The organism is Martinezella sp. CNPSo 3732, from assembly GCF_057784515.1.
Window position 1 is genome coordinate 404,810 of sequence record NZ_JBXSOO010000001.1, and the last position, 17,797, is coordinate 422,606.

The window sequence follows — 17,797 nt, forward strand, 5'->3', positions numbered from 1 at the left end:
TCCGGCCACCAAGTTTTTCATTTCCACCGAAAGAACACGCCAATGCCCTCTACAGCCGATCGCCTGAAGAATGTTTCCATCTCCGCTTCCGCCGCCATGACCCAACGCGCCCGCGAACTGGCCGCCAAAGGCATCAAGGTCGTCAGTCTTTCATCCGGGGAGCCGGATTTCCCGACACCGGCCCATGCGGTCGAGGCAGCGCATGCTGCCGCACTCGGCGGAGATACCAAATATCCGCCGATGGATGGTACGCCGGCGCTGAAGGCTGCGATTAGCCGAAAATTCAAGCGCGACAACAACCTCGATTACGATGCAAGCCAGATCGTCGTTTCCGGCGGCGGCAAGCAGGTGATTTTCAACGCGATGCTGGCCACCTGCAATCCGGGCGACGAGGTCGTCATTCCCACGCCGTCGTGGGTCAACTATGCCGATATCGTCAAGTTTGCCGGCGGCGTGCCGGTCGCCGTGCCGTGCTTGGAGCAGGCCGGGTTCAAGTTGCGTCCGGAAGACCTCGAGGCGGCGATCACGCCGCGCACCAAATGGCTGCTCCTGAATTTTCCGAACAACCCGACTGGTGCTGCCTGCTCGCGCGCGGAAATGGCAGCGATTGCGCAAGTCATGCTGCGCCATCCCAATGTCTGGATACTCACCGACGATATCTACGAGCACCTCGTTTACGACGGGTTCGAATTCTGCACGATCGCCGATGCTGAACCCAGGCTCTACGAGCGGGTCCTGACGATGAACGGTGTCTCCAAGGCCTATGCCATGACCGGCTGGCGCTTAGGATACTGCGCCAGCGGATCGAAGGAATTGATTGCCGCGATCAGCAACGTCAACGGTCAGAACAGCGGCGGTATCGCAACCGTCACGCAGGCGGCGGCGATCGCAGCGCTGGACGGGCCGCAGGATCTCCTGAAGGAGCGGGCGGCGATCTACAGGGAAAGACGCGACTTCGTGCTCGATCAGCTGTCGAAGGTCGAGGGACTGCGTTGCCACAAGCCGGAAGGCGCCTTCTACATCTATCCCAATATATCCGGCCTGATCGGCAAGACCACCAGAGGCGGACGCAAGATCGAGACGGACGTCGATTTCGTCATGGCGCTGCTCGATGAGCATCATGTCGCGACCGTGCAGGGCTCCGCCTACGGCATGAGCCCCTATTTCCGCATCTCCTACGCGACGAGCATGGAAAAGCTTGGCGAGGGCTGCGCCCGTATCGCTGAATTCTGCCGCGATATGCGCTGACCAATGATTCCACACGCTTCCGACCCGGTTTACGGGTCGGAAGGAGGCGTTCCAAAGCTCTAAAACTTCAATTGCTCTGTCAGTTCGACGAGGATGTCTTTGACGGCGAATGCCGGCTCCGACAGCGAGTTCTGATCGGACGTGCAAAGCGACAGCGTTTCCTCGATTCGCGGAGAGATCAGCCGGCAGACGAGAGGCTCGCTCGATTCCGAAACGATGCGGTCGGCGATCGCTTTCGGCATGATGGTCGCGCCAAGCCCGCTTCCGACGGCGCGCGCCAGGGTGCGCACGATCTCGACTTCGGCCACGACCTTCAGATTGATGCGGCTGCGCGTAAAGGCGGCATCGACGGCGCGGCGCACGAAATTATAAGCCGGCGGCAACAGCATCGGCATCCCATCGAGGGCACTGACGGGCACGGGTTTCTGGTCTGAATCAATTGCGAAATTGCGATGGGCAACGAGGTAGAATTCCTCCCTCAGGATCGGCTCGAACCGCACACCCTTGATCGGCCCCGTGCCGTGGATCAATGCCATTTCCAGCCGGCCGGTCATGATCATCTGGCTATAGGTCTGACCAACGCTCTCCGTCAGATGAAGCAGAATGCCGGGGTGCCTCTTTCGTGTCTCCGCCAGAAGATCGACCGAAAGCGTGGCGGCGCTGCTGAAAGGCACAAGACCGACCGAGACGCGTCCCGCAAGCGAATTGCCGGCGGCGGCGGCATCGGCTTGCGCCTGTTCCATCTGACGCAGAATGATCTGCGCGTGCCGATAAACCGCGTGTCCGGCATCGGTCATGCTGACGCCCTGCTGGCTTCGGATCAGGAGTTTCTGGCCGAAATGTTCCTCGAGCGCCGCCAATTGCTGACTCAAAGCCGGCTGCGCGAGATGCAGGATATCGGCGGCCCGCGTGATGCTGCCGCTATCGACGATGGCGATGAAGGATTTGAAGCGTCTGATATCCATGGCATTCGTACTGTTCTGTCTTGCCGGGCATGTTTGCAGACACGGATCTCTTTTGCAACGCGGGCCAATGTCGGCAACTCTACGGATCGCTGCAAAAGTGACGCAATGACCTTCGGCTTTAGCCGGCTTGCTAGCGGCCGGCACGTCTCCATAAAACTTGCTTATTACTCCAAAAGTAATCGGTCTTAGGCAAGGAGTTGAAGCTCCGCTAATGTCCACAGCAACAAAAAGGGGATCATAATGCCATTCTCCGATTACAAGACCGCGCTGGTCACCGGCGCTTCCTCCGGTATCGGTGCCGCAGTGGTCGAGCGACTTTGCCGCGAGGGTATCGAAGTGCATGCGATCGCCCGCAGCGCCGGTGCCCTGAAGGAACTGGCCGAGCGCACGGGATGCATCGCACACGTCATCGATGTCACGGATCGTGCCGCAATCGCTGCTCTTGCGAGCAGCGTAGAGTTCGACATTCTGGTCAACAACGCCGGCGTCGACCGACCGAAGAAATTCCTTCAGGCTGACGAAGAGGACATCGATCTCCTCATCGATGTCAATCTTCGCGCCGTGCTGCACATCTGCCGTCTGGTCGTGCCGGGGATGGTCGCTCGCGACCGCGGGCATGTCGTCAACATCTCCTCGATCGCCGGAAACTACAATTTCGGCGGCAACTCCACTTACCATGCCGTCAAGGCTGGCGTTGCCATGCTGTCGAACCAGCTGCGCATCGATGCATTCGGCAAGCGTGTCCGGATCACCGAGATCTGCCCCGGCCGCGTCGCGACCGATATCTTCAACCACGTCCATGGCGATGACCCGAGCGTGCGCGAGCGTTTCATCGACGGGTTCGAGCTGCCTCAGGCGGCCGATATCGCCGATGCGATCGCCTTCGCGATTTCGGCGCCGGTCGCGGTCAATATCGGCCACATGGAGATTACCCCCACATTGCAGGTGATGGGCGGCCTGCAGACGGCAAAGCCCGAGACATCCGCCGCCACCTATGATGCGGAAGGTGCGAAGCGGTGAGCGGATTCGATCTGTCGGCCATCCTGAAGAATCCGGACTACGTTGCGATGCTCTTGCAGGGCATCGAGATGACTTTCTTCATCTATATCGGCTCCTGGCTCCTTGCGATGACGCTGGCCATTCTGCTTTTTGCCCTTCGCGTCTCGCCGCTTCGCATCGGTGATCCGATCGTGAAAGCCTACGTCTCATACCATCGCAACGTGCCGACGCTGGTGCAGCTGATGTTCTGGTATTTCGGGATCTATACGCTGATGCCGCAAGGCGTCACCGAATGGCTTGCCGACCACAATGCCGAGGCGATCTTTGCCGTCATAGGTCTAGGACTGTGCCAGGCCGCCTATTTCAGCGAGGATTTGCGCTCCGGGCTACGATCAGTCAGTCCAGGACAGATGGAGGCGGCCAAAGCGCTCGGGCATGGCTACATCTCGGCCATGCGCTTCGTCATAATGCCTCAGGGCATACGCAACTCCCTGCCGCCGCTCATCAATCATAGTGTGTCGCTGTTCAAGAACAGCAGTCTCGCGATCGTCATCGGTGCGTCGGAACTTACGCATGCCGTCAAGGAAATCGACAATGTCAGTTTCCGAACCTTCGAGATCTATCTGATCGGTACGGTCATCTACCTGTTCTTCTCCCTCATCATCATGGCCTTCGGCGCATATATCTCCTTGCGCAGCGATCCGGTGCGGAGGGCGCGCGCGTGATCCAGGATATCATCAAGATCATCCATGATTATTGGCTTCTGCTGCTGATCGGCCAGTATCCCAATGGCCCGCTGGGCGGCCTTACCAATACGCTGATCCTTTCAGCGCTGGCCATCGCACTCGCGTTCCCCGTCAGCATTCTGCTTGCCATGGCTCGCCTTTCCAGATGGGCGGTGCTCAGATGGCCCGCAACTGGCCTCGTCTACATCACGCGCGGCGTTCCTTTGCTGATGCTGATCCTGTGGTGCTATTTCATCGTTCCGCTTTGGACGGGGGCGGATGTCCCGAGCTTTCTGATCATGCTGGTAACGCTCGTAATCTATGAGGGCGCGTTCTTAAGCGAGGTCGTGCGGGCCGGCATCGTCTCGCTCGGTCAGGGGCAGATGGATGCTGCGAGAGCGCTTGGTCACGGTTACATCGGCGCGATGCGCTTCGTGATCCTGCCGCAGGCGCTCTACAACATGATCCCGAGCATGATCTCGACCTTCGTCTCGACGATCAAGGACACGACGCTCGGCTACATCATCAACGTGCCGGATCTGACTTTCGCGGCAAGCCAGGTGAACAACCAGCTTCTGTCGCAACCCTTCCAGGTCTTCTTCATCCTCGCCGTGGTCTATTATGCGCTCTGCTGGAGCCTGACCCACGTCGCAAACAGCGTCGAACGGCGAATTGCTCGCCGGCGAGCCGGGCCCCGGAAGATACGCCTGCGCAGCGATGTCGTTCCCTTAAAAACATTCACGGAGCAGCTATGAGCATCCCAGTTCCCGCACCGCAGGACGGCGCTCGGGAGATCCGTCTTCACGCGGTCTGCAAGAGCTACGGTCATTACCAGGTGTTGAACAACATCAATGCCGATGTCAGCCGCGGCGAAGTCGTCGTCATTTGCGGGCCGTCCGGCTCCGGCAAGTCGACCCTGATCCGCACGATCAACCGGCTGGAGGAGATCAATAGCGGTTCGATAGATTTTGAAGGAAAGAATATCCATGCCGCGATGGGTGCCGCCGAGCTCAATCGGCTGCGCAGCCGGATCGGTTTCGTCTTTCAGAATTTCAACCTTTTTCCCCATTTGTCCGTCGTCGACAATGTTTCGATGTCGCCGATCCGGGTCAAGGGCGTGCCGGCGAAAGTGGCGCGCGACAAGGCGCTTGCATTGCTGGATCGCGTCGGTCTTGCCGAAAAGGCGAATGCCTATCCAGGCCAGCTCTCAGGCGGCCAGCAGCAACGCGTGGCCATCGCCCGCGCCCTCGCAATGGAGCCGCCCGTCATGCTCTTCGACGAGCCGACGAGCGCGCTTGATCCCGAGATGGTCGGCGAAGTCCTTAGTGTCATGAAAAGCCTGGCGGCCGAAGGAATGACCATGCTCTGCGTCACCCATGAAATGGGCTTTGCCCGCGACGTGGCCGACCGGATCTGGTTCATCGATGCCGGCGAGATCCTGGAGACTGCGCCTCCAGAAGAGTTTTTCAAGAATCCATGTCATCCCAGGGCTCAGCGCTTTCTTTCGGATCTGCGCCACTAAGCACCTGAAATCAATAACAAGGAGAACAGCAATGAACTGGAAATGCTTCACCGTGACATTGGCGCTTTCCGGCGTCGCCATTGCCCAGCCTGCCAAGGCAGATCAGCTCGACACCATCATATCGGCAAAGACGCTGCGGTGCGCGACCTATGCCGACGTGCCGCCGTTTTCCTCGCCCGACCCGAAGACCCGGGAAATGGTCGGCTTCGACGTCGATCTGTGCCGGGCGATTGCAAACGAACTGGGCGTGAAGGCCGAGATCAAGCCGATCTCGGTCGAGGCGCGTGTTCCCGAAGTGAAGCTTGGCCGCGTCGATATCACGGTTGCCAACCTTGCCTATACGCTGAGCCGCGCGGAACAAATCCAGTTCAGCGACCCCTATTATATCGCCAAGGAAATGCTCATCGTTCCGGCGGATGATGCCGGCAAGACGAAGGCCGATTTCGAAGGCAAGCGCCTTGCCTCGACCAAGGGCTCGACTTCGGAACTGGCAATCAAACTCAACAAATCCGACCCACTGACCTTCCAGGATACCGGGTCCGCCTATCTTGCCGTTCAGCAGGGCAAGGCGCGCGGTCTCGTCGCCAATACCATGACGACGACGCTGCTTGTCAACGAATCCAAGACGAAGGGCAAGCAGATGCGCATGATCGAGGAACCCATGCTGCTGGAGCCAGTTGGCATCGGTATGCAAAAGGATCAGCCCGCGCTGACCGCAAAGATCAACGAAATCCTGCACACGCTCGACGGTAAAGGCGAGATCAACAAGATCTGGGAAAAATGGCTCGGTCCGAACACCGAGTACAAAATGACCCGTACCGAAAAGGTCGTCCCAATCACCGAATTGAAGTTCGACCCTATCCCCTGACGACGAGCGGTTTAGCCCGTCAGTTCATCCATCAAAATTGTCATCAATAACAGGCGGTGGGCGCGCCCGCCGCCGGCTTAACCATGGGAGGTTTCCGTGACCCACATCAAAGATATTGCTAAGCGCCCGAGCAAGGCCGATATCGACGCGCTCGCCAAATTCTCGCCCGCAACGATTCATGAGGCTCAAGGTCGCCGTGGTGCGCTCTCCTCGCGGCTGAAGCCGGTGGACTACCGAATGAAGCTTTGCGGCCCGGCATTCACGGTCAAGTGCGCGCCGCGTGACAACATCATGCTGCAGCTTGCGATCAACTATGCCAAGCCGGGTGATATCATTGTCGTCTCCGCGGGCGAATACGAGGAAGCCGGCTCCTTCGGCGATGTGCTCGCCAATGCCTGCCTTGCCAAGGGCATCGGCGGTCTCGTGACCGATACCGGTGTGCGTGACACGCTGCAACTGAGAGAACTTGGATTTCCGGTGTTCTCGCTCAGCGTCTGCATCAAGGGCACGGTCAAGGAAACGATTGCTGCCGTCAACGATTCGGTCATCGTTGGCGGAGAGATCATCAATCCCGGCGACATCGTCATTGGCGACGCCGACGGACTGGTCATCGTTCGCCAGGAGGAGGCGCAGGAGGTCGCCCGGCTCTCACAGGCTCGCGACGAGGCTGAGGCTGGATACATCGAGGCCTATAAGCAAGGAAAATCGGTCATCGAAGTCAGCAAGCTTGAACCCGTGCTGAAGGCTAAAGGCCTCATCGTGGGTATCTGAGCGGCCGGCGTTTGAAGTTTCTACAGCCAACCGCATAGGCGGCGATTCCATTGGCGGCAGATTGCCGCCGCCGTGGCCGCCTATGACTCTATAAGGCGCTCGGCGCTGAACTTGTCCGTTATCAGCGTATCGATAACTCCAATCCTCAGGGCGCCGGCGATTGCCGCGGTCTTCTTCGCTCCGCCGGCAAGCGCGATAACCCGATCGACCCGTTCGAGATCTTCAAGCGGGAAGCCGATGACACGCTCGTCGAGTGGTGTCTTGACAGGTTTTCCGTCCTTGTTGAAGAACCGCAGCGATATATCGCCGACGGCACCTGCTTCGGCAAGATCGGCGAGCTCCCGCGACGAGAAGATGTTGCCGGATCTCGCCAGAAGTTCCGACGGCTCCACGGCCCCTATGCCGACGATGGCGAGCGTGATGCTGCCGAAAAGATCCATGGTCTCCCGCACGAACGGATCCGCCTGCATCAGGAGTTTGGCCTCGCGGGAGGTCGTGACGCCCTGTACTGGAAGAAGCTTCGGCTCGGCGCCGGTCAGTCGGGCGAGGCGGGTGGTCAGCTGGGTGGCATGGGTTTGGACCGACGGGTCGCCCATGCCGCCAAGCGTCTGCACGACGTACTTGGCCTGGGCGCTCTTCTGCGGATGAATGTTTTCCACCATCCTGAAGATCGTCTGGCTCCAGCTCGACACGCCGATGATTTCGCCGGGCGCAAGCGTCACCTCCAGAAGATGCGCGGCAGCTTCGCCGATCCGGGCCATGATGGCACCGTCCCGGTCCTCGGTGCATTCGACGACGATCGCCTCCGGGAGCCCGTACTTCTCGCGCAGCGCTCCTTCGAGATCGCTGTAGGTGCCGACGGGCGGAATGACGCTTGTGCGCACGATGTCTTCCGCCTCGGCCCGCTTCAGCATTCGCGACACGGTTGCCTGCGACAGGCGAAGGTGCTGCGCGATGTCCGCCTGCCGCTTGCCCTCTATGTGGTACATCTGGGCAACTCTTGAAATGAGGCGGAGTTCGTTAAGGCGAGCCATCGTTGATCCCGGGGTGAATTTTTATTCACCTTTAACCGGAGTTGTGCGCAACGTCGAGCGGGCCAGCGCATCATTCCACCTGTTCAAGAGGCCCGTACTTTCGATGTTTTCCGGCTCAATGACCTTATTGTTTCTCGGAAGCGCCGCGATGGCATCGAGATCCGGCCACAGGCCTATCGAAAGACCTGCAAGATAGGCTGCCCCAAGCGCCGACGCTTCCGGCGCCTCGCATTGGATGACAGCGTGTTTTACCAGGTTTGATACGCACTGCATGAGAAAGCGGTTCTGGCTCGGGCCGCCGTCGACGTAAAGCGTGCCGAGGTCGCCACCGCTCTGTGCCCGCATCGCCGCAATCACGTCATGAACCTGGAAAGCGATCGAGTCGGTGACCGAGCGCGCCATCTGCGCGCGGGTTGTGCTGAAGTTGATCTGCGAGAAAAGGGCGCGGGCGTCGGAATTCCAGTAAGGTGCGCCCAGTCCGACGAAGGCTGGCACGAATCCCGGGCCGTCCGGTTCGGCGGTGGCTGCAAGGTCAACGAGGGCAGCAACATCCGGGAGGCCCAGAATGCCGGCCATCCATGGCAGGCTCGCGGCGCACACGAGGATATTGCCTTCGAATGCGAAGGTCGGTTGTCCGGCGATGCGCCAGGCGACCGTTGTGGTGATGCCATTGCGCGGTCCGATGAAGCGCGGAAGAGTGGTCATGACAGAGGACCCCGTTCCGAAGGTCGCCTTGCCGTCGCCCGGGGTGAAGGCTCGGTGGCCAAACAAGGCGGCGTGACTGTCGCCGATGGCCGACCTGATTGGCGTGCCGTCCGGAACGCCGGCAAGACCAAGCGTCGTTCCGAAGTCCGAGGAGCTGTCGAGCACCTCGGGAAGGAGCCGGATATCGACCCCGAAAATCGCGCCCAATTCCCTGCTCCAGGCTTGGGCCTCAAGGTCGAACAACTGGCTTCGCGCGGCATTTGAAGCATCACAGACATGCTTGCGACCGCCGGTGAGGCAGTGAATGAGCCAGCTGTCGATCGTGCCGATGCGGACCTTTTTTCCGTGCGCGACCCGATCGAGAAGCCATCGGAATTTCGGGCCGGGAAACATCGGATCAAGGGGGAGGCCGGTCAGCGCCTCCACGCGCTTGAGATGTCCATCCGCGATGAGACGTTCGCAGTCCGGCGCCGTGCGCCGGCATTGCCAGCTCAATACCGGTCCAAGCGCTTTGCCCGTTTCGGCATCCCAAATGGTGACGGATTCCCGTTGATTGGAGATTGCTATCGCTTCGATTGTCGCGTTGGGCGCGCCTTGCAGGCATAGTGCGATCGCTTCACAGACGGATGCGTAAATCCGATCGGGATCCTGCTCGACCCAACCGGGCTGCGGATAGGAGATGCCTACCGGAGCCGAGCCTCTAGCAATGATGTCTCCGTTCTCGGAGACCAGTACCGCCTTGGAATTGGTGGTTCCCTGGTCGATTGCCAGAATGGCCCGCATCATATCCTCCACCGGAGCATGGTGCCGAAACGTGTGAGTGGTTCTCGGGCGACATCATGCTCTACTTCTTTGATTTTGGAGCGGATTCAGATTCTAGGCGGATTCGGCCTAAAATCATCCGGCTCTAACGATAAGGCCGGGGCGGCAAGCCGCCCCGGCTTGAATGCACGCTGTTCGTCTACTTGCGCTTGATAAGCGCTTGCGCGGCATCCGCAATAGCCGAGGGGGCCATGCCGAATTCGTCGAGCAGGAATTCGGCCGAGCCGGTCGGCGCATAGATGCCGGGAACGCCGAGGCGCGTCATCGGCACGGGGACGTTGTCGACGACAACCTCGGCCACGGCGGATCCCAGCCCGCCAAAGATCGAATGTTCTTCCGCCGTCACGATGGCGCCGGTTTCCCTGGCGGCCGCAATGATGGCATCCTCGTCGATTGGGCGAACCGTGGCGAGATTGAGCACCCTGGCCTCAATGCCGCGTTGTGCGAGAATATCGGCGGCCTTCATCATGCGATGGGTCAGCGTTCCGTTTGCGATCAGCGTGACATCGGAACCTTCACGCAGGAGATTGGCCTTTCCAAGCTCGAACTTGTGGCCTTCCGGCAGGAGGTCGGGCACGCCGACGCGCGACAGGCGCAGGAAGCAGGGGCCATTGTAGCTTGCCGCCCATTCCACCGCCGCCGCTGTCTCGATGCGGTCGCAAGGCGCGATCACGGGGAGGTTGGGCAGAACGCGCGTCCAGGCGAAATCCTCGATCGAGTGATGGGTCGGGCCAAGCTCGCCATAGGCCATTCCGGACGAAATGCCGACGAGCTTGACGTTGGCATTCGAGTAGGAGATGTCGGCCTTGATCTGCTCGAGCGATCTGCCTGTGAGGAACGGCGAGGCGCCGCAGACATAGGGGAGGCGTCCGCCGTTTGCGAGACCCGCGCCGACGCCGACCATGTTCTGCTCGGCGATGCCGACATTGACCAGGCGATCGGGGAATTTCGACTTGAAGCCGCCAAGCTTCGAGGATCCGACCGAATCGTTGCAGACTGCCACGATCGTTTCATTCTCGACCGCGAGGCGCTCGAGGGTCGATGCGAAAGCGTCTCGGCAGTCATGGAGCTTGGGTGCATTCACAGGCGCGTTCATTAAAGTGCCTCCGACAATTCTGCCAATGCGACTTCGTATTGTTCTTTATTCGGAACCTTGTGGTGCCAGTCGACACGATCCTGCATGAAGGAGATCCCATGCCCCTTGTTGGTATGGGCCACGATGCAATGGGGGCGATCGCTTCGGTGTTCGAGCGCCGGGACGACCTCATGCATGTTGTTGCCGTCGATTTCGCTGACGTTCCAGCCAAAGGCTTCGAGCTTCGGACGAAGAGGTGCTATGTCGTTCGTATCCGAGAGCGCGGCACCTTGCTGGAAACGGTTATGGTCGACAATCAGGGTGAGATTATCCAGCCGGAACTGCGCCGCGGCCATGATCGCTTCCCAATTGGAGCCCTCCTGCATCTCGCCGTCGCCGGTGATGACATAGGTATGGTAGCTAGCGCCCGATAGTTTGGCTGCCTTGGCCATGCCGACCGCGACCGGCAGGCCGTGCCCAAGAGGACCAGTATTGGTTTCGACGCCCGGCACCTTGTTGCAATTGGGGTGGCCATTGAGCCGCGAATGCGGCTTCAGGAAGGTCGAGATTTCGTCTTCCGGAATGAAACCGCGTTTTGCCAGCGTGACATAGAGCGCGCATGCCGTATGTCCCTTCGACAGCACAAACCTGTCCCGATCGGGATGTTTCGGCTGATCCGGCCAGACGCGCAGCACGCGGAAATACAGTGCGGTCAGGAGATCGATCACGGACATCTCGCCGCCGACATGTCCGGCCCCTGCCTCGTAGACTGCCTGGAGGTCTCGCAGACGTATCTGGCGAGCAACGCGTTCAAGTTCGGAAGGCTCCATCATTTCCTCGTGTGAATAAATATTCATCTATTTATATTTTTGCACAGAAGGATCGTTAGTCAAGCCCCCATGGAGAGCTTGTTGTCAAAACAGGTCGAAAAGACTCGGTTGACAGGGCTAATGCGAGTTGGTAATGAATTTTCCAGCATATGTGAATAAATATTCTAGCTTGAAAACCTAGCCGGCAGGCATGGCAGCTAGCCGCAGGTCCCAGGGAGGAATGATGGTGGCGATCGACGTCAATGAACACAGCCGTCCGTCCGTGGCGTGGCTGAGAAAGCTCGCCGGCGCGACCGGACCGCTTGTCGGATTGCTCGCTCTTTGCGTTTTCTTGAGCCTCAGCACCGATGCGTTTCTGTCGCTCCGCAACGGCCTCAACATTCTCGATCAGATCACCGTGCTCGGAATCATGGCTGTCGGTATGACCTTCGTCATCCTGATCGGCGGCATCGACCTTTCCGTTGGTTCTGTTCTTGCGCTGGCCATGATGGTCATGGGCTGGACGGCAAATATTGCCGGCTTGCCGCTTGTAGCCGGGATTGCAGTCGCACTTGTCGCCTCTGCGGTAAGCGGACTGATCGTCGGACTTCTCGTTACCCTTTTCAGGGTCCCGGCCTTTATCGCGACATTGGCGATGATGTCGGCTGCGCGCGGCGTCGCGAACATGATCACGGACGGCCAGCAGATCGTCGGATTTCCCGACTGGTTCATGATGCTCGCGATCGATCGGCATTTCGGTGTGCTGACGGCAACGGTCTTCCTGATGCTCGCGGTCGTCGCCGTGGCCTGGGTGTTCCTTCACTTCCGCTCCGAGGGGCGCATGCTCTATGCCGTGGGCGGCAATCCGGAAGTGGCTCGTCTTGCCGGCATCAATGTCCAGCTCGTGACGATTGCGGTCTATGTCGCAAGCGCAGTGCTCGCCGGTCTGGCCGGTATCGTGCTGGCGGCTCGTCTCGATTCCGTTCAGCCGTCCAGCGGCTTTGGATACGAACTCGACACGATTGCGGCCGTCGTCATTGGCGGCACTTCGCTCTCCGGTGGATCCGGTGGTATCGGCGGCACGCTGATCGGTGTCCTGATCATCGGTGTCCTGCGCAACGGCCTCAATCTGCTCAACGTCTCGCCATTCCTGCAGCAGGTCATCATCGGCATCGTCATCGTACTTGCGGTCGGTGCGGAAACGATCCGCAGGCGGCGGGCCTGATATTCGGATCCACGTCCGGCGGATCCCAACGATTTCCTCTCCGAAAGGTTTGGAGCGGATCATTTGCCCGAGGGGGAGGATAGCCCAAGGGTTCACAAAAAAAGGAGGAAATGAAATGAAACTTGCGCGCATTCTTCTGGCCTCGGCCGCCGTGCTGGCGATGTCATTGGGCTCTGTTCAGGCAAAAGACACCAAGAAGATCGGCCTGGCCGTCGCAAATCTGCAGGCAAACTTCTTCAACCAGATCAAGCAGTCCGTCGAGGATGAGGCCAAGAAGCGTGGCATTCAGGTCGTGACCGTGGATGCCAAGGGCGATGGTCCGACGCAGATCAACCAGATCCAGGATCTGCTGACCCAGAATATCGATGCTTTGATCTATATTCCGGCCGGTGCCGCGGCTGCAACCGTTCCCGTCAAGCTTGCCAAGAATGCCGGTATTCCGGTCGTCAACGTCGACCGCAACGCCGACGGCGCGCCTGGCGACACCTTCCTTGCAACAGATTCCGTCGCGTCCGCCAAGGGCGTTTGCGACTACATCCTCAAGCAGGCCGGCGGCAAGGGCAAGATGGTGATCATCCACGGTCAGAAAGGCACCACGCCTGAAGTCGACCGCAGCAAGGGTTGCGCTGAATCGTTGAAGGCAAATCCAGGCGTGAAGGTGGTTGCCGAACAATATTCCAACATGTGGGCCCAGGACGAGGGCTTCCAGATCATGCAGAACATGCTGCAGGCAAATCCGGATGTATCGATCGTATTTGCTCAGGCCGATGCACTTGCGCTCGGCGCCGCACAGGCGATCAAGGTTGCAAACCCATCCCAGAAGATCGTTGTCGGCGGCTTCGACGGCGATACGGCAGCTCTGGAAGCGCTCAGCAAGGGTGTTTTCGACGTGACCGCGACACAGCAGACGCAGAAGATGGGCCGGGATGCGGTCGCCAATGCCGTCAAGCTCGTCGCCGGCGAGAAGGTGCCTGCGGTGCAGCTGATGGACGCCACACTGACGACCAAGGAAAACGTGGCCGGCTTCATCGCCAACCATCCGTAATCGTGCTGAAATCTCGAGGAGGTGTGCCGTGACTGAGCCCGTTCTTTCCCTGAGGGGCATATCCAAGCGCTATGGACCGCTTCAGGTGGTGAAGAATGTCAGCCTTGATGTTTATCCGGGCGAGGTGGTCGCGCTTCTCGGCGAAAACGGCGCCGGCAAGTCGACCTTGTCGGGCATTATCGCAGGTTCGCGCATACCCTCCGAGGGAACAATGACATGGCTGGGGCAGCCCTATGCCCCAGCCACTCCACGTGAGGCGATCGACAAGGGCGTCGTCCTGATCCATCAGGAATTGCAGCTCCTGCCGCATCTTTCGATCGCCGAAAATGTCTTCATCGGGCGATGGCCGATGAAGAGCGGAGCTGTCGATCGCCCCCAGATGGTTCGGCGTGCGCAGGAACAGCTTGCCCGCCTTAATTTACATATACCGGCGACGCGAAAGGTCGCGGGCCTGTCGACTGCCAATCAGCAGCTCATCGAAATCGCCAAGGCATTGGCGCTCAATGCCAAGCTGCTGATCCTCGACGAACCAACCGCCGCTCTTGGCGGGGCGGAGACCGAGGCCCTGTTCGAGCAGGTAAGAAAGCTTCGGTCCGAAGGCGTCGGCATCATCTACATCTCCCATCGCATGGAAGAGATCAAGCAGATCACCGATCGCATCGTCGTCCTGCGCGATGGCGAGCGCGTCCAGGAGTTTGCCGACAGTGCCACCCCCGTTCGTACCATCGTCGAAAGCATGGTCGGCCGTTCGCTGGACCGGATGTTCCCGGCTCTTCCCGAACCGACGGATCGCCCTGTTCTGCAGGTCGGTGGACTGAGTTCGCCTGACGGCTCCTTCCGGGACGTGACGTTCGATGTTCGCGCCGGCGAGATCCTCGGCATTGCCGGGCTGGTTGGTGCCGGCCGCACCGAACTCGTCCGCGCCATTTCCGGTGCCGATCCGATCAGCGCCGGCTCGATCAAGCTGGAGGGTGAAGAGCTCAAGCTCCGCGATCCCGCCGATGCGATCGCCAAGGGCATCGTCATGGTGCCCGAGGATCGCAAGGAGCAGGGCCTCGTCGTCGGCCATCGCATCAGCGAAAACATCATCTATGCCAACCTCGACAAGCTTGGCGGGCGTTGGATCACATCGCGCATCAAACGTGCTTTCGCCGAAAAGGCTGTGGCGAAATTCGGCGTCAAAGGCCGGGCCGAGCAATATGCCTCGGACCTGTCGGGCGGCAACCAGCAAAAGGTCGTCATCGCAAAGTGGCTGATGCGTGACCCCAAGGTCGTCGTCCTCGATGAGCCAACCCGAGGCATCGATGTCGGCGCGCGCGCCAGCATCTACGACATCATCGTCAACCTCGCAAAGCAGGGGGTGGCCGTCATCGTCGTCAGCTCCGATCTCGAAGAGGTTCTCGGCGTATCGAACCGCATTCTCGTGCTCGCCCAAGGCAAGCAGGCAGGTATCTTGAACCGTGACGAGGCCAATGACGTCTCGGTCATGGAACTGGCGACAATCTAGACAAACAGAAAGGAAGAGCGGTGTCCGACATCACTCTGAATGCCTCGAAGCTTTTCGATCTCAGTGGACAGGTCGCGCTCGTGACCGGAGCCGGAAGCGGGATCGGGCAGCGTATCGCCATCGGTCTTGCCCAATGCGGCGCCGACGTCGCGCTTCTGGACCGTCGATCCGACGACGGCTTGGCGAACACGGCTTCGCATATCGAGGCGGCCGGCCGCCGCTCTCTCCAGATTGCGGCCGATGTCACCAGCAAGTCCTCTCTCGGGGAGGCGGTTGCGCGCACTGAAGCGGAACTTGGAGCCTTGACGCTTGCAGTCAATGCCGCCGGCATCGCCAATGCCAATCCCGCGGAGGAAATGGAAGAAGACCAGTACCAGACGCTGATGGACATCAACCTGAAGGGCGTTTTTCTGTCCTGCCAGGCGGAAGCGCGCGCGATGCTGAAGAACGGACGCGGATCGATCGTCAATATCGCCTCCATGTCCGGCGTCATCGTCAATCGCGGCCTGAGCCAGGCCCATTATAACGCCTCCAAAGCCGGCGTGATCCACATGTCGAAGTCGCTGGCGATGGAGTGGGTCGGTCGCGGCATCCGCGTCAACACCATCTCGCCGGGATATACGGCGACGCCGATGAATACGCGTCCGGAAATGGTTCACCAGACCAAGCTCTTCGAGGAACAGACGCCCATGCAGCGCATGGCAACGGTCGATGAGATGGTCGGACCTGCCGTCTTCCTGTTGTCGAATGCCGCGAGCTTCGTGACGGGCGTCGATCTGCTCGTCGATGGCGGCTTCTGCTGCTGGTGATGCGATGAAGAAACTGATTGCCGGCAACTGGAAAATGAACGGTCTCGCCTCCTCCCTGGCTGAGATCGAGGCGCTGAAGGGAATAACGGGCGAGGCGGCGTGCGACATCGTTGTCTGCCCGCCCTTCACGCTGGTGGAAAAGGCGGTCGAACGGGCGCGAGGGTCGAGGATTGCCGTTGGGGCACAGGATTGCCACGCGCAGATCTCAGGCGCCTATACCGGAGATGTTTCTGCCGAGATGCTCGCCGAAATCGGCGCTCGCTTCGTCATCCTCGGACATTCCGAACGCCGCTCCGCCTACAAGGAAATGGATGCCGTAGTCGCGGGCAAGGCTGCTGCGGTTCACAGGGCGGGGCTGATGAGCATTATTTGTGTCGGCGAGGCGCGCACAGAACGGGACGACGGAAGGGCGATCGAGGTGGTTCGTGCTCAGCTTGAAGGCTCGATTCCCAACACCGCAACCAGTTCGAACACGACGATCGCCTATGAACCAGTATGGGCGATCGGAACAGGACTGGTTCCGACCCTCGAGCAGATCGAGGAGATGCATTCATCTATCCGCCAGGCGCTTGAAAAGCGGCTGGGAGAAGATGGACAGGGTGTCAGGATCCTCTATGGCGGCTCGGTCAAAGCGTCGAACGCAAAGGCGATTTTCGGCGTTCGCAACGTTGATGGCGCTTTGGTCGGGGGTGCGTCTCTGAAGGCATCGGAGTTTGCCGGGATTATCTCGGCTGCCGTTTGAAGTCGCCAGTAACAGGCAGGGCGATCGGCCATTGAGCTGACGCCTGCTGTGGCTGTCACCGCGAAAGGAATAGGAAATGCAGCGTTTCGAAAACAAGACCGTCGTCATCACCGGTGCAAGCCGCGGCATCGGGGCTGCGATCGCCCGGCGGTTCGCACGCGAAGGTGCCAATCTAGTGGTCTCGGCCAACGAGGATTCCGTCCATGCGGTCGCCGATGCGATCAAGGCTGACGGCGGAAAGGCGATTTCCTTCGTCGGCGACGTGACGGACAAGGCTAGCGTGAAGGGCCTTTACGACGCTGCCGAGGCGGCTTTCGGCGCCGTCGATGTCTCCATCCAGAATGCCGGTGTCATCACCATTGCCCGCGTCGAGGATATGACCGAGGGCGAATGGGATAAGGTCATGGCGGTCAATACCAAAGGCGTCTTCCTCTGCGCCCAGGAGGCGATCGCCCGCATGCGCAAGCATGGCCGTGGCGGCCGCATCATCAATACCGCCTCCGGCCAGGCGCGCGACGGCTTCATCTACACACCGCATTATGCGGCATCGAAGATGGGTGTCGTCGGCATTACCCAGAGCCTTGCCAAGGAAGTCGCGACCGAAGGCATTACCGTGAACGCCTTTTGCCCCGGCATCATCGAAACCGACATGTGGGCCTATAACGACCAGGCTTGGGGCAAGCTTTTGGGCAATTACGGCCCCGGCGAACTCATGAAGGAATGGGTCGAGGGCATTCCGATGAAACGGGCCGGATCGGGCGAAGATGTCGCCGGTCTCGTCACTTTCCTTGCCAGCGACGATGCGGCCTATATCACCGGCCAGACGATTAATGTCGATGGCGGCTTGATCATGTCGTAGTTCGACAACGAGGAACGGTGCGTTCATTGGGCGGATCGGATTCTCGACGATTCGGCGATCAAAGCCT

General features: G+C 59.8%; 18 protein-coding genes. 13 read left to right on the forward strand and 5 right to left on the reverse strand.

Translation table 11 applies throughout. The features are described 5' to 3' along the window. The first annotated feature begins 42 nt into the window (after nt 1-42). Nucleotides 43-1,248 carry a pyridoxal phosphate-dependent aminotransferase gene (locus AC13RM_RS01775; protein WP_488554517.1) on the forward strand — a complete coding sequence of 402 codons (1,206 nt, stop codon included), beginning with the start codon at nt 43-45 and terminating at the stop codon, nt 1,246-1,248. Nucleotides 1,249-1,307: 59 nt separating this feature from the next. On the opposite strand, the gene nac is transcribed toward AC13RM_RS01775, so the two are convergent. Further along, the gene (nac, locus tag AC13RM_RS01780) at nt 1,308-2,213 is read right to left on the reverse strand and encodes a nitrogen assimilation transcriptional regulator NAC (protein ID WP_113229123.1); all 906 of its coding nucleotides are present in this window, start codon (nt 2,211-2,213) and stop codon (nt 1,308-1,310) included. 240 nt (nt 2,214-2,453) lie between these two features. Here nac and AC13RM_RS01785 point away from each other — a divergent pair, with 240 nt between their 5' ends. The 6 genes from AC13RM_RS01785 to AC13RM_RS01810 all read left to right on the forward strand — a co-directional run bounded on the left by AC13RM_RS01785 (nt 2,454) and on the right by AC13RM_RS01810 (nt 7,098). Next, complete coding sequence (locus AC13RM_RS01785; protein WP_440477816.1) at nt 2,454-3,233, forward strand: SDR family oxidoreductase; 780 nt, start codon at nt 2,454-2,456, stop codon at nt 3,231-3,233. Beyond that, complete coding sequence (locus AC13RM_RS01790; protein ID WP_488554518.1) at nt 3,230-3,937, forward strand: amino acid ABC transporter permease; 708 nt, start codon at nt 3,230-3,232, stop codon at nt 3,935-3,937. The genes AC13RM_RS01785 and AC13RM_RS01790 overlap by 4 nt, the downstream gene beginning before the upstream one ends. After that, nucleotides 3,934-4,692, forward strand: a complete 759-nt coding sequence (locus AC13RM_RS01795; protein ID WP_440477814.1) for an amino acid ABC transporter permease — start codon at nt 3,934-3,936, stop codon at nt 4,690-4,692. The genes AC13RM_RS01790 and AC13RM_RS01795 overlap by 4 nt, the downstream gene beginning before the upstream one ends. Beyond that, the gene (locus AC13RM_RS01800) at nt 4,689-5,459 is read left to right on the forward strand and encodes an amino acid ABC transporter ATP-binding protein (protein WP_440477813.1); all 771 of its coding nucleotides are present in this window, start codon (nt 4,689-4,691) and stop codon (nt 5,457-5,459) included. The genes AC13RM_RS01795 and AC13RM_RS01800 overlap by 4 nt, the downstream gene beginning before the upstream one ends. A 31-nt stretch (nt 5,460-5,490) precedes the next feature. After that, complete coding sequence (locus AC13RM_RS01805) at nt 5,491-6,327, forward strand: ABC transporter substrate-binding protein (RefSeq protein ID WP_440477812.1); 837 nt, start codon at nt 5,491-5,493, stop codon at nt 6,325-6,327. Nucleotides 6,328-6,423: 96 nt separating this feature from the next. Beyond that, a complete protein-coding gene (locus AC13RM_RS01810; protein WP_374816645.1) occupies nt 6,424-7,098 on the forward strand; it encodes a 4-carboxy-4-hydroxy-2-oxoadipate aldolase/oxaloacetate decarboxylase in 675 nt (224 codons plus the stop codon). An 80-nt stretch (nt 7,099-7,178) separates the two neighbouring features. Here AC13RM_RS01810 and AC13RM_RS01815 read toward each other — a convergent pair whose 3' ends face one another. The 4 genes from AC13RM_RS01815 to AC13RM_RS01830 form a co-directional block, all read right to left on the reverse strand. Continuing rightward, entirely contained in the window at nt 7,179-8,132 is a 954-nt protein-coding gene (locus AC13RM_RS01815) for a sugar-binding transcriptional regulator (protein ID WP_095438174.1), read from the reverse strand. 21 nt (nt 8,133-8,153) lie between these two features. Further along, nucleotides 8,154-9,620, reverse strand: coding sequence for an FGGY family carbohydrate kinase (locus AC13RM_RS01820; RefSeq protein ID WP_374816644.1), 1,467 nt, complete (start codon nt 9,618-9,620; stop codon nt 8,154-8,156). 178 nt (nt 9,621-9,798) lie between these two features. After that, the gene (locus AC13RM_RS01825) at nt 9,799-10,755 is read right to left on the reverse strand and encodes a transketolase family protein (RefSeq protein WP_374816643.1); all 957 of its coding nucleotides are present in this window, start codon (nt 10,753-10,755) and stop codon (nt 9,799-9,801) included. After that, nucleotides 10,755-11,564, reverse strand: coding sequence for a transketolase (locus AC13RM_RS01830; RefSeq protein ID WP_374816845.1), 810 nt, complete (start codon nt 11,562-11,564; stop codon nt 10,755-10,757). Before AC13RM_RS01830 ends, AC13RM_RS01825 begins: the two co-directional genes overlap by 1 nt. A gap of 223 nt (nt 11,565-11,787) precedes the next feature. Here AC13RM_RS01830 and AC13RM_RS01835 point away from each other — a divergent pair, with 223 nt between their 5' ends. The 6 genes from AC13RM_RS01835 (at nt 11,788) to AC13RM_RS01860 (ending at nt 17,730) form a co-directional block, all read left to right on the forward strand. After that, nucleotides 11,788-12,768 (forward strand): ABC transporter permease, encoded by a 981-nt coding sequence (locus AC13RM_RS01835; RefSeq protein ID WP_374816641.1) that lies wholly within the window; start codon nt 11,788-11,790, stop codon nt 12,766-12,768. Nucleotides 12,769-12,883: 115 nt separating this feature from the next. Then, nucleotides 12,884-13,813, forward strand: coding sequence for a sugar ABC transporter substrate-binding protein (locus AC13RM_RS01840; protein ID WP_095438171.1), 930 nt, complete (start codon nt 12,884-12,886; stop codon nt 13,811-13,813). A 28-nt stretch (nt 13,814-13,841) separates the two neighbouring features. After that, on the forward strand, nt 13,842-15,320 hold the full coding sequence (locus AC13RM_RS01845; RefSeq protein ID WP_374816640.1) for a sugar ABC transporter ATP-binding protein: 1,479 nt from the start codon (nt 13,842-13,844) through the stop codon (nt 15,318-15,320). Nucleotides 15,321-15,340: 20 nt separating this feature from the next. Next, on the forward strand, nt 15,341-16,129 hold the full coding sequence (locus AC13RM_RS01850) for an SDR family oxidoreductase (protein ID WP_374816639.1): 789 nt from the start codon (nt 15,341-15,343) through the stop codon (nt 16,127-16,129). Between the two features lie 4 nt (nt 16,130-16,133). Further along, nucleotides 16,134-16,871: a triose-phosphate isomerase gene (gene tpiA / locus AC13RM_RS01855; protein ID WP_374816638.1), complete on the forward strand. Its 738-nt coding sequence runs from the start codon at nt 16,134-16,136 to the stop codon at nt 16,869-16,871. A 76-nt stretch (nt 16,872-16,947) separates the two neighbouring features. Then, nucleotides 16,948-17,730, forward strand: a complete 783-nt coding sequence (locus AC13RM_RS01860; protein WP_374816637.1) for a glucose 1-dehydrogenase — start codon at nt 16,948-16,950, stop codon at nt 17,728-17,730. The last annotated feature ends 67 nt before the right edge of the window (nt 17,731-17,797 follow it).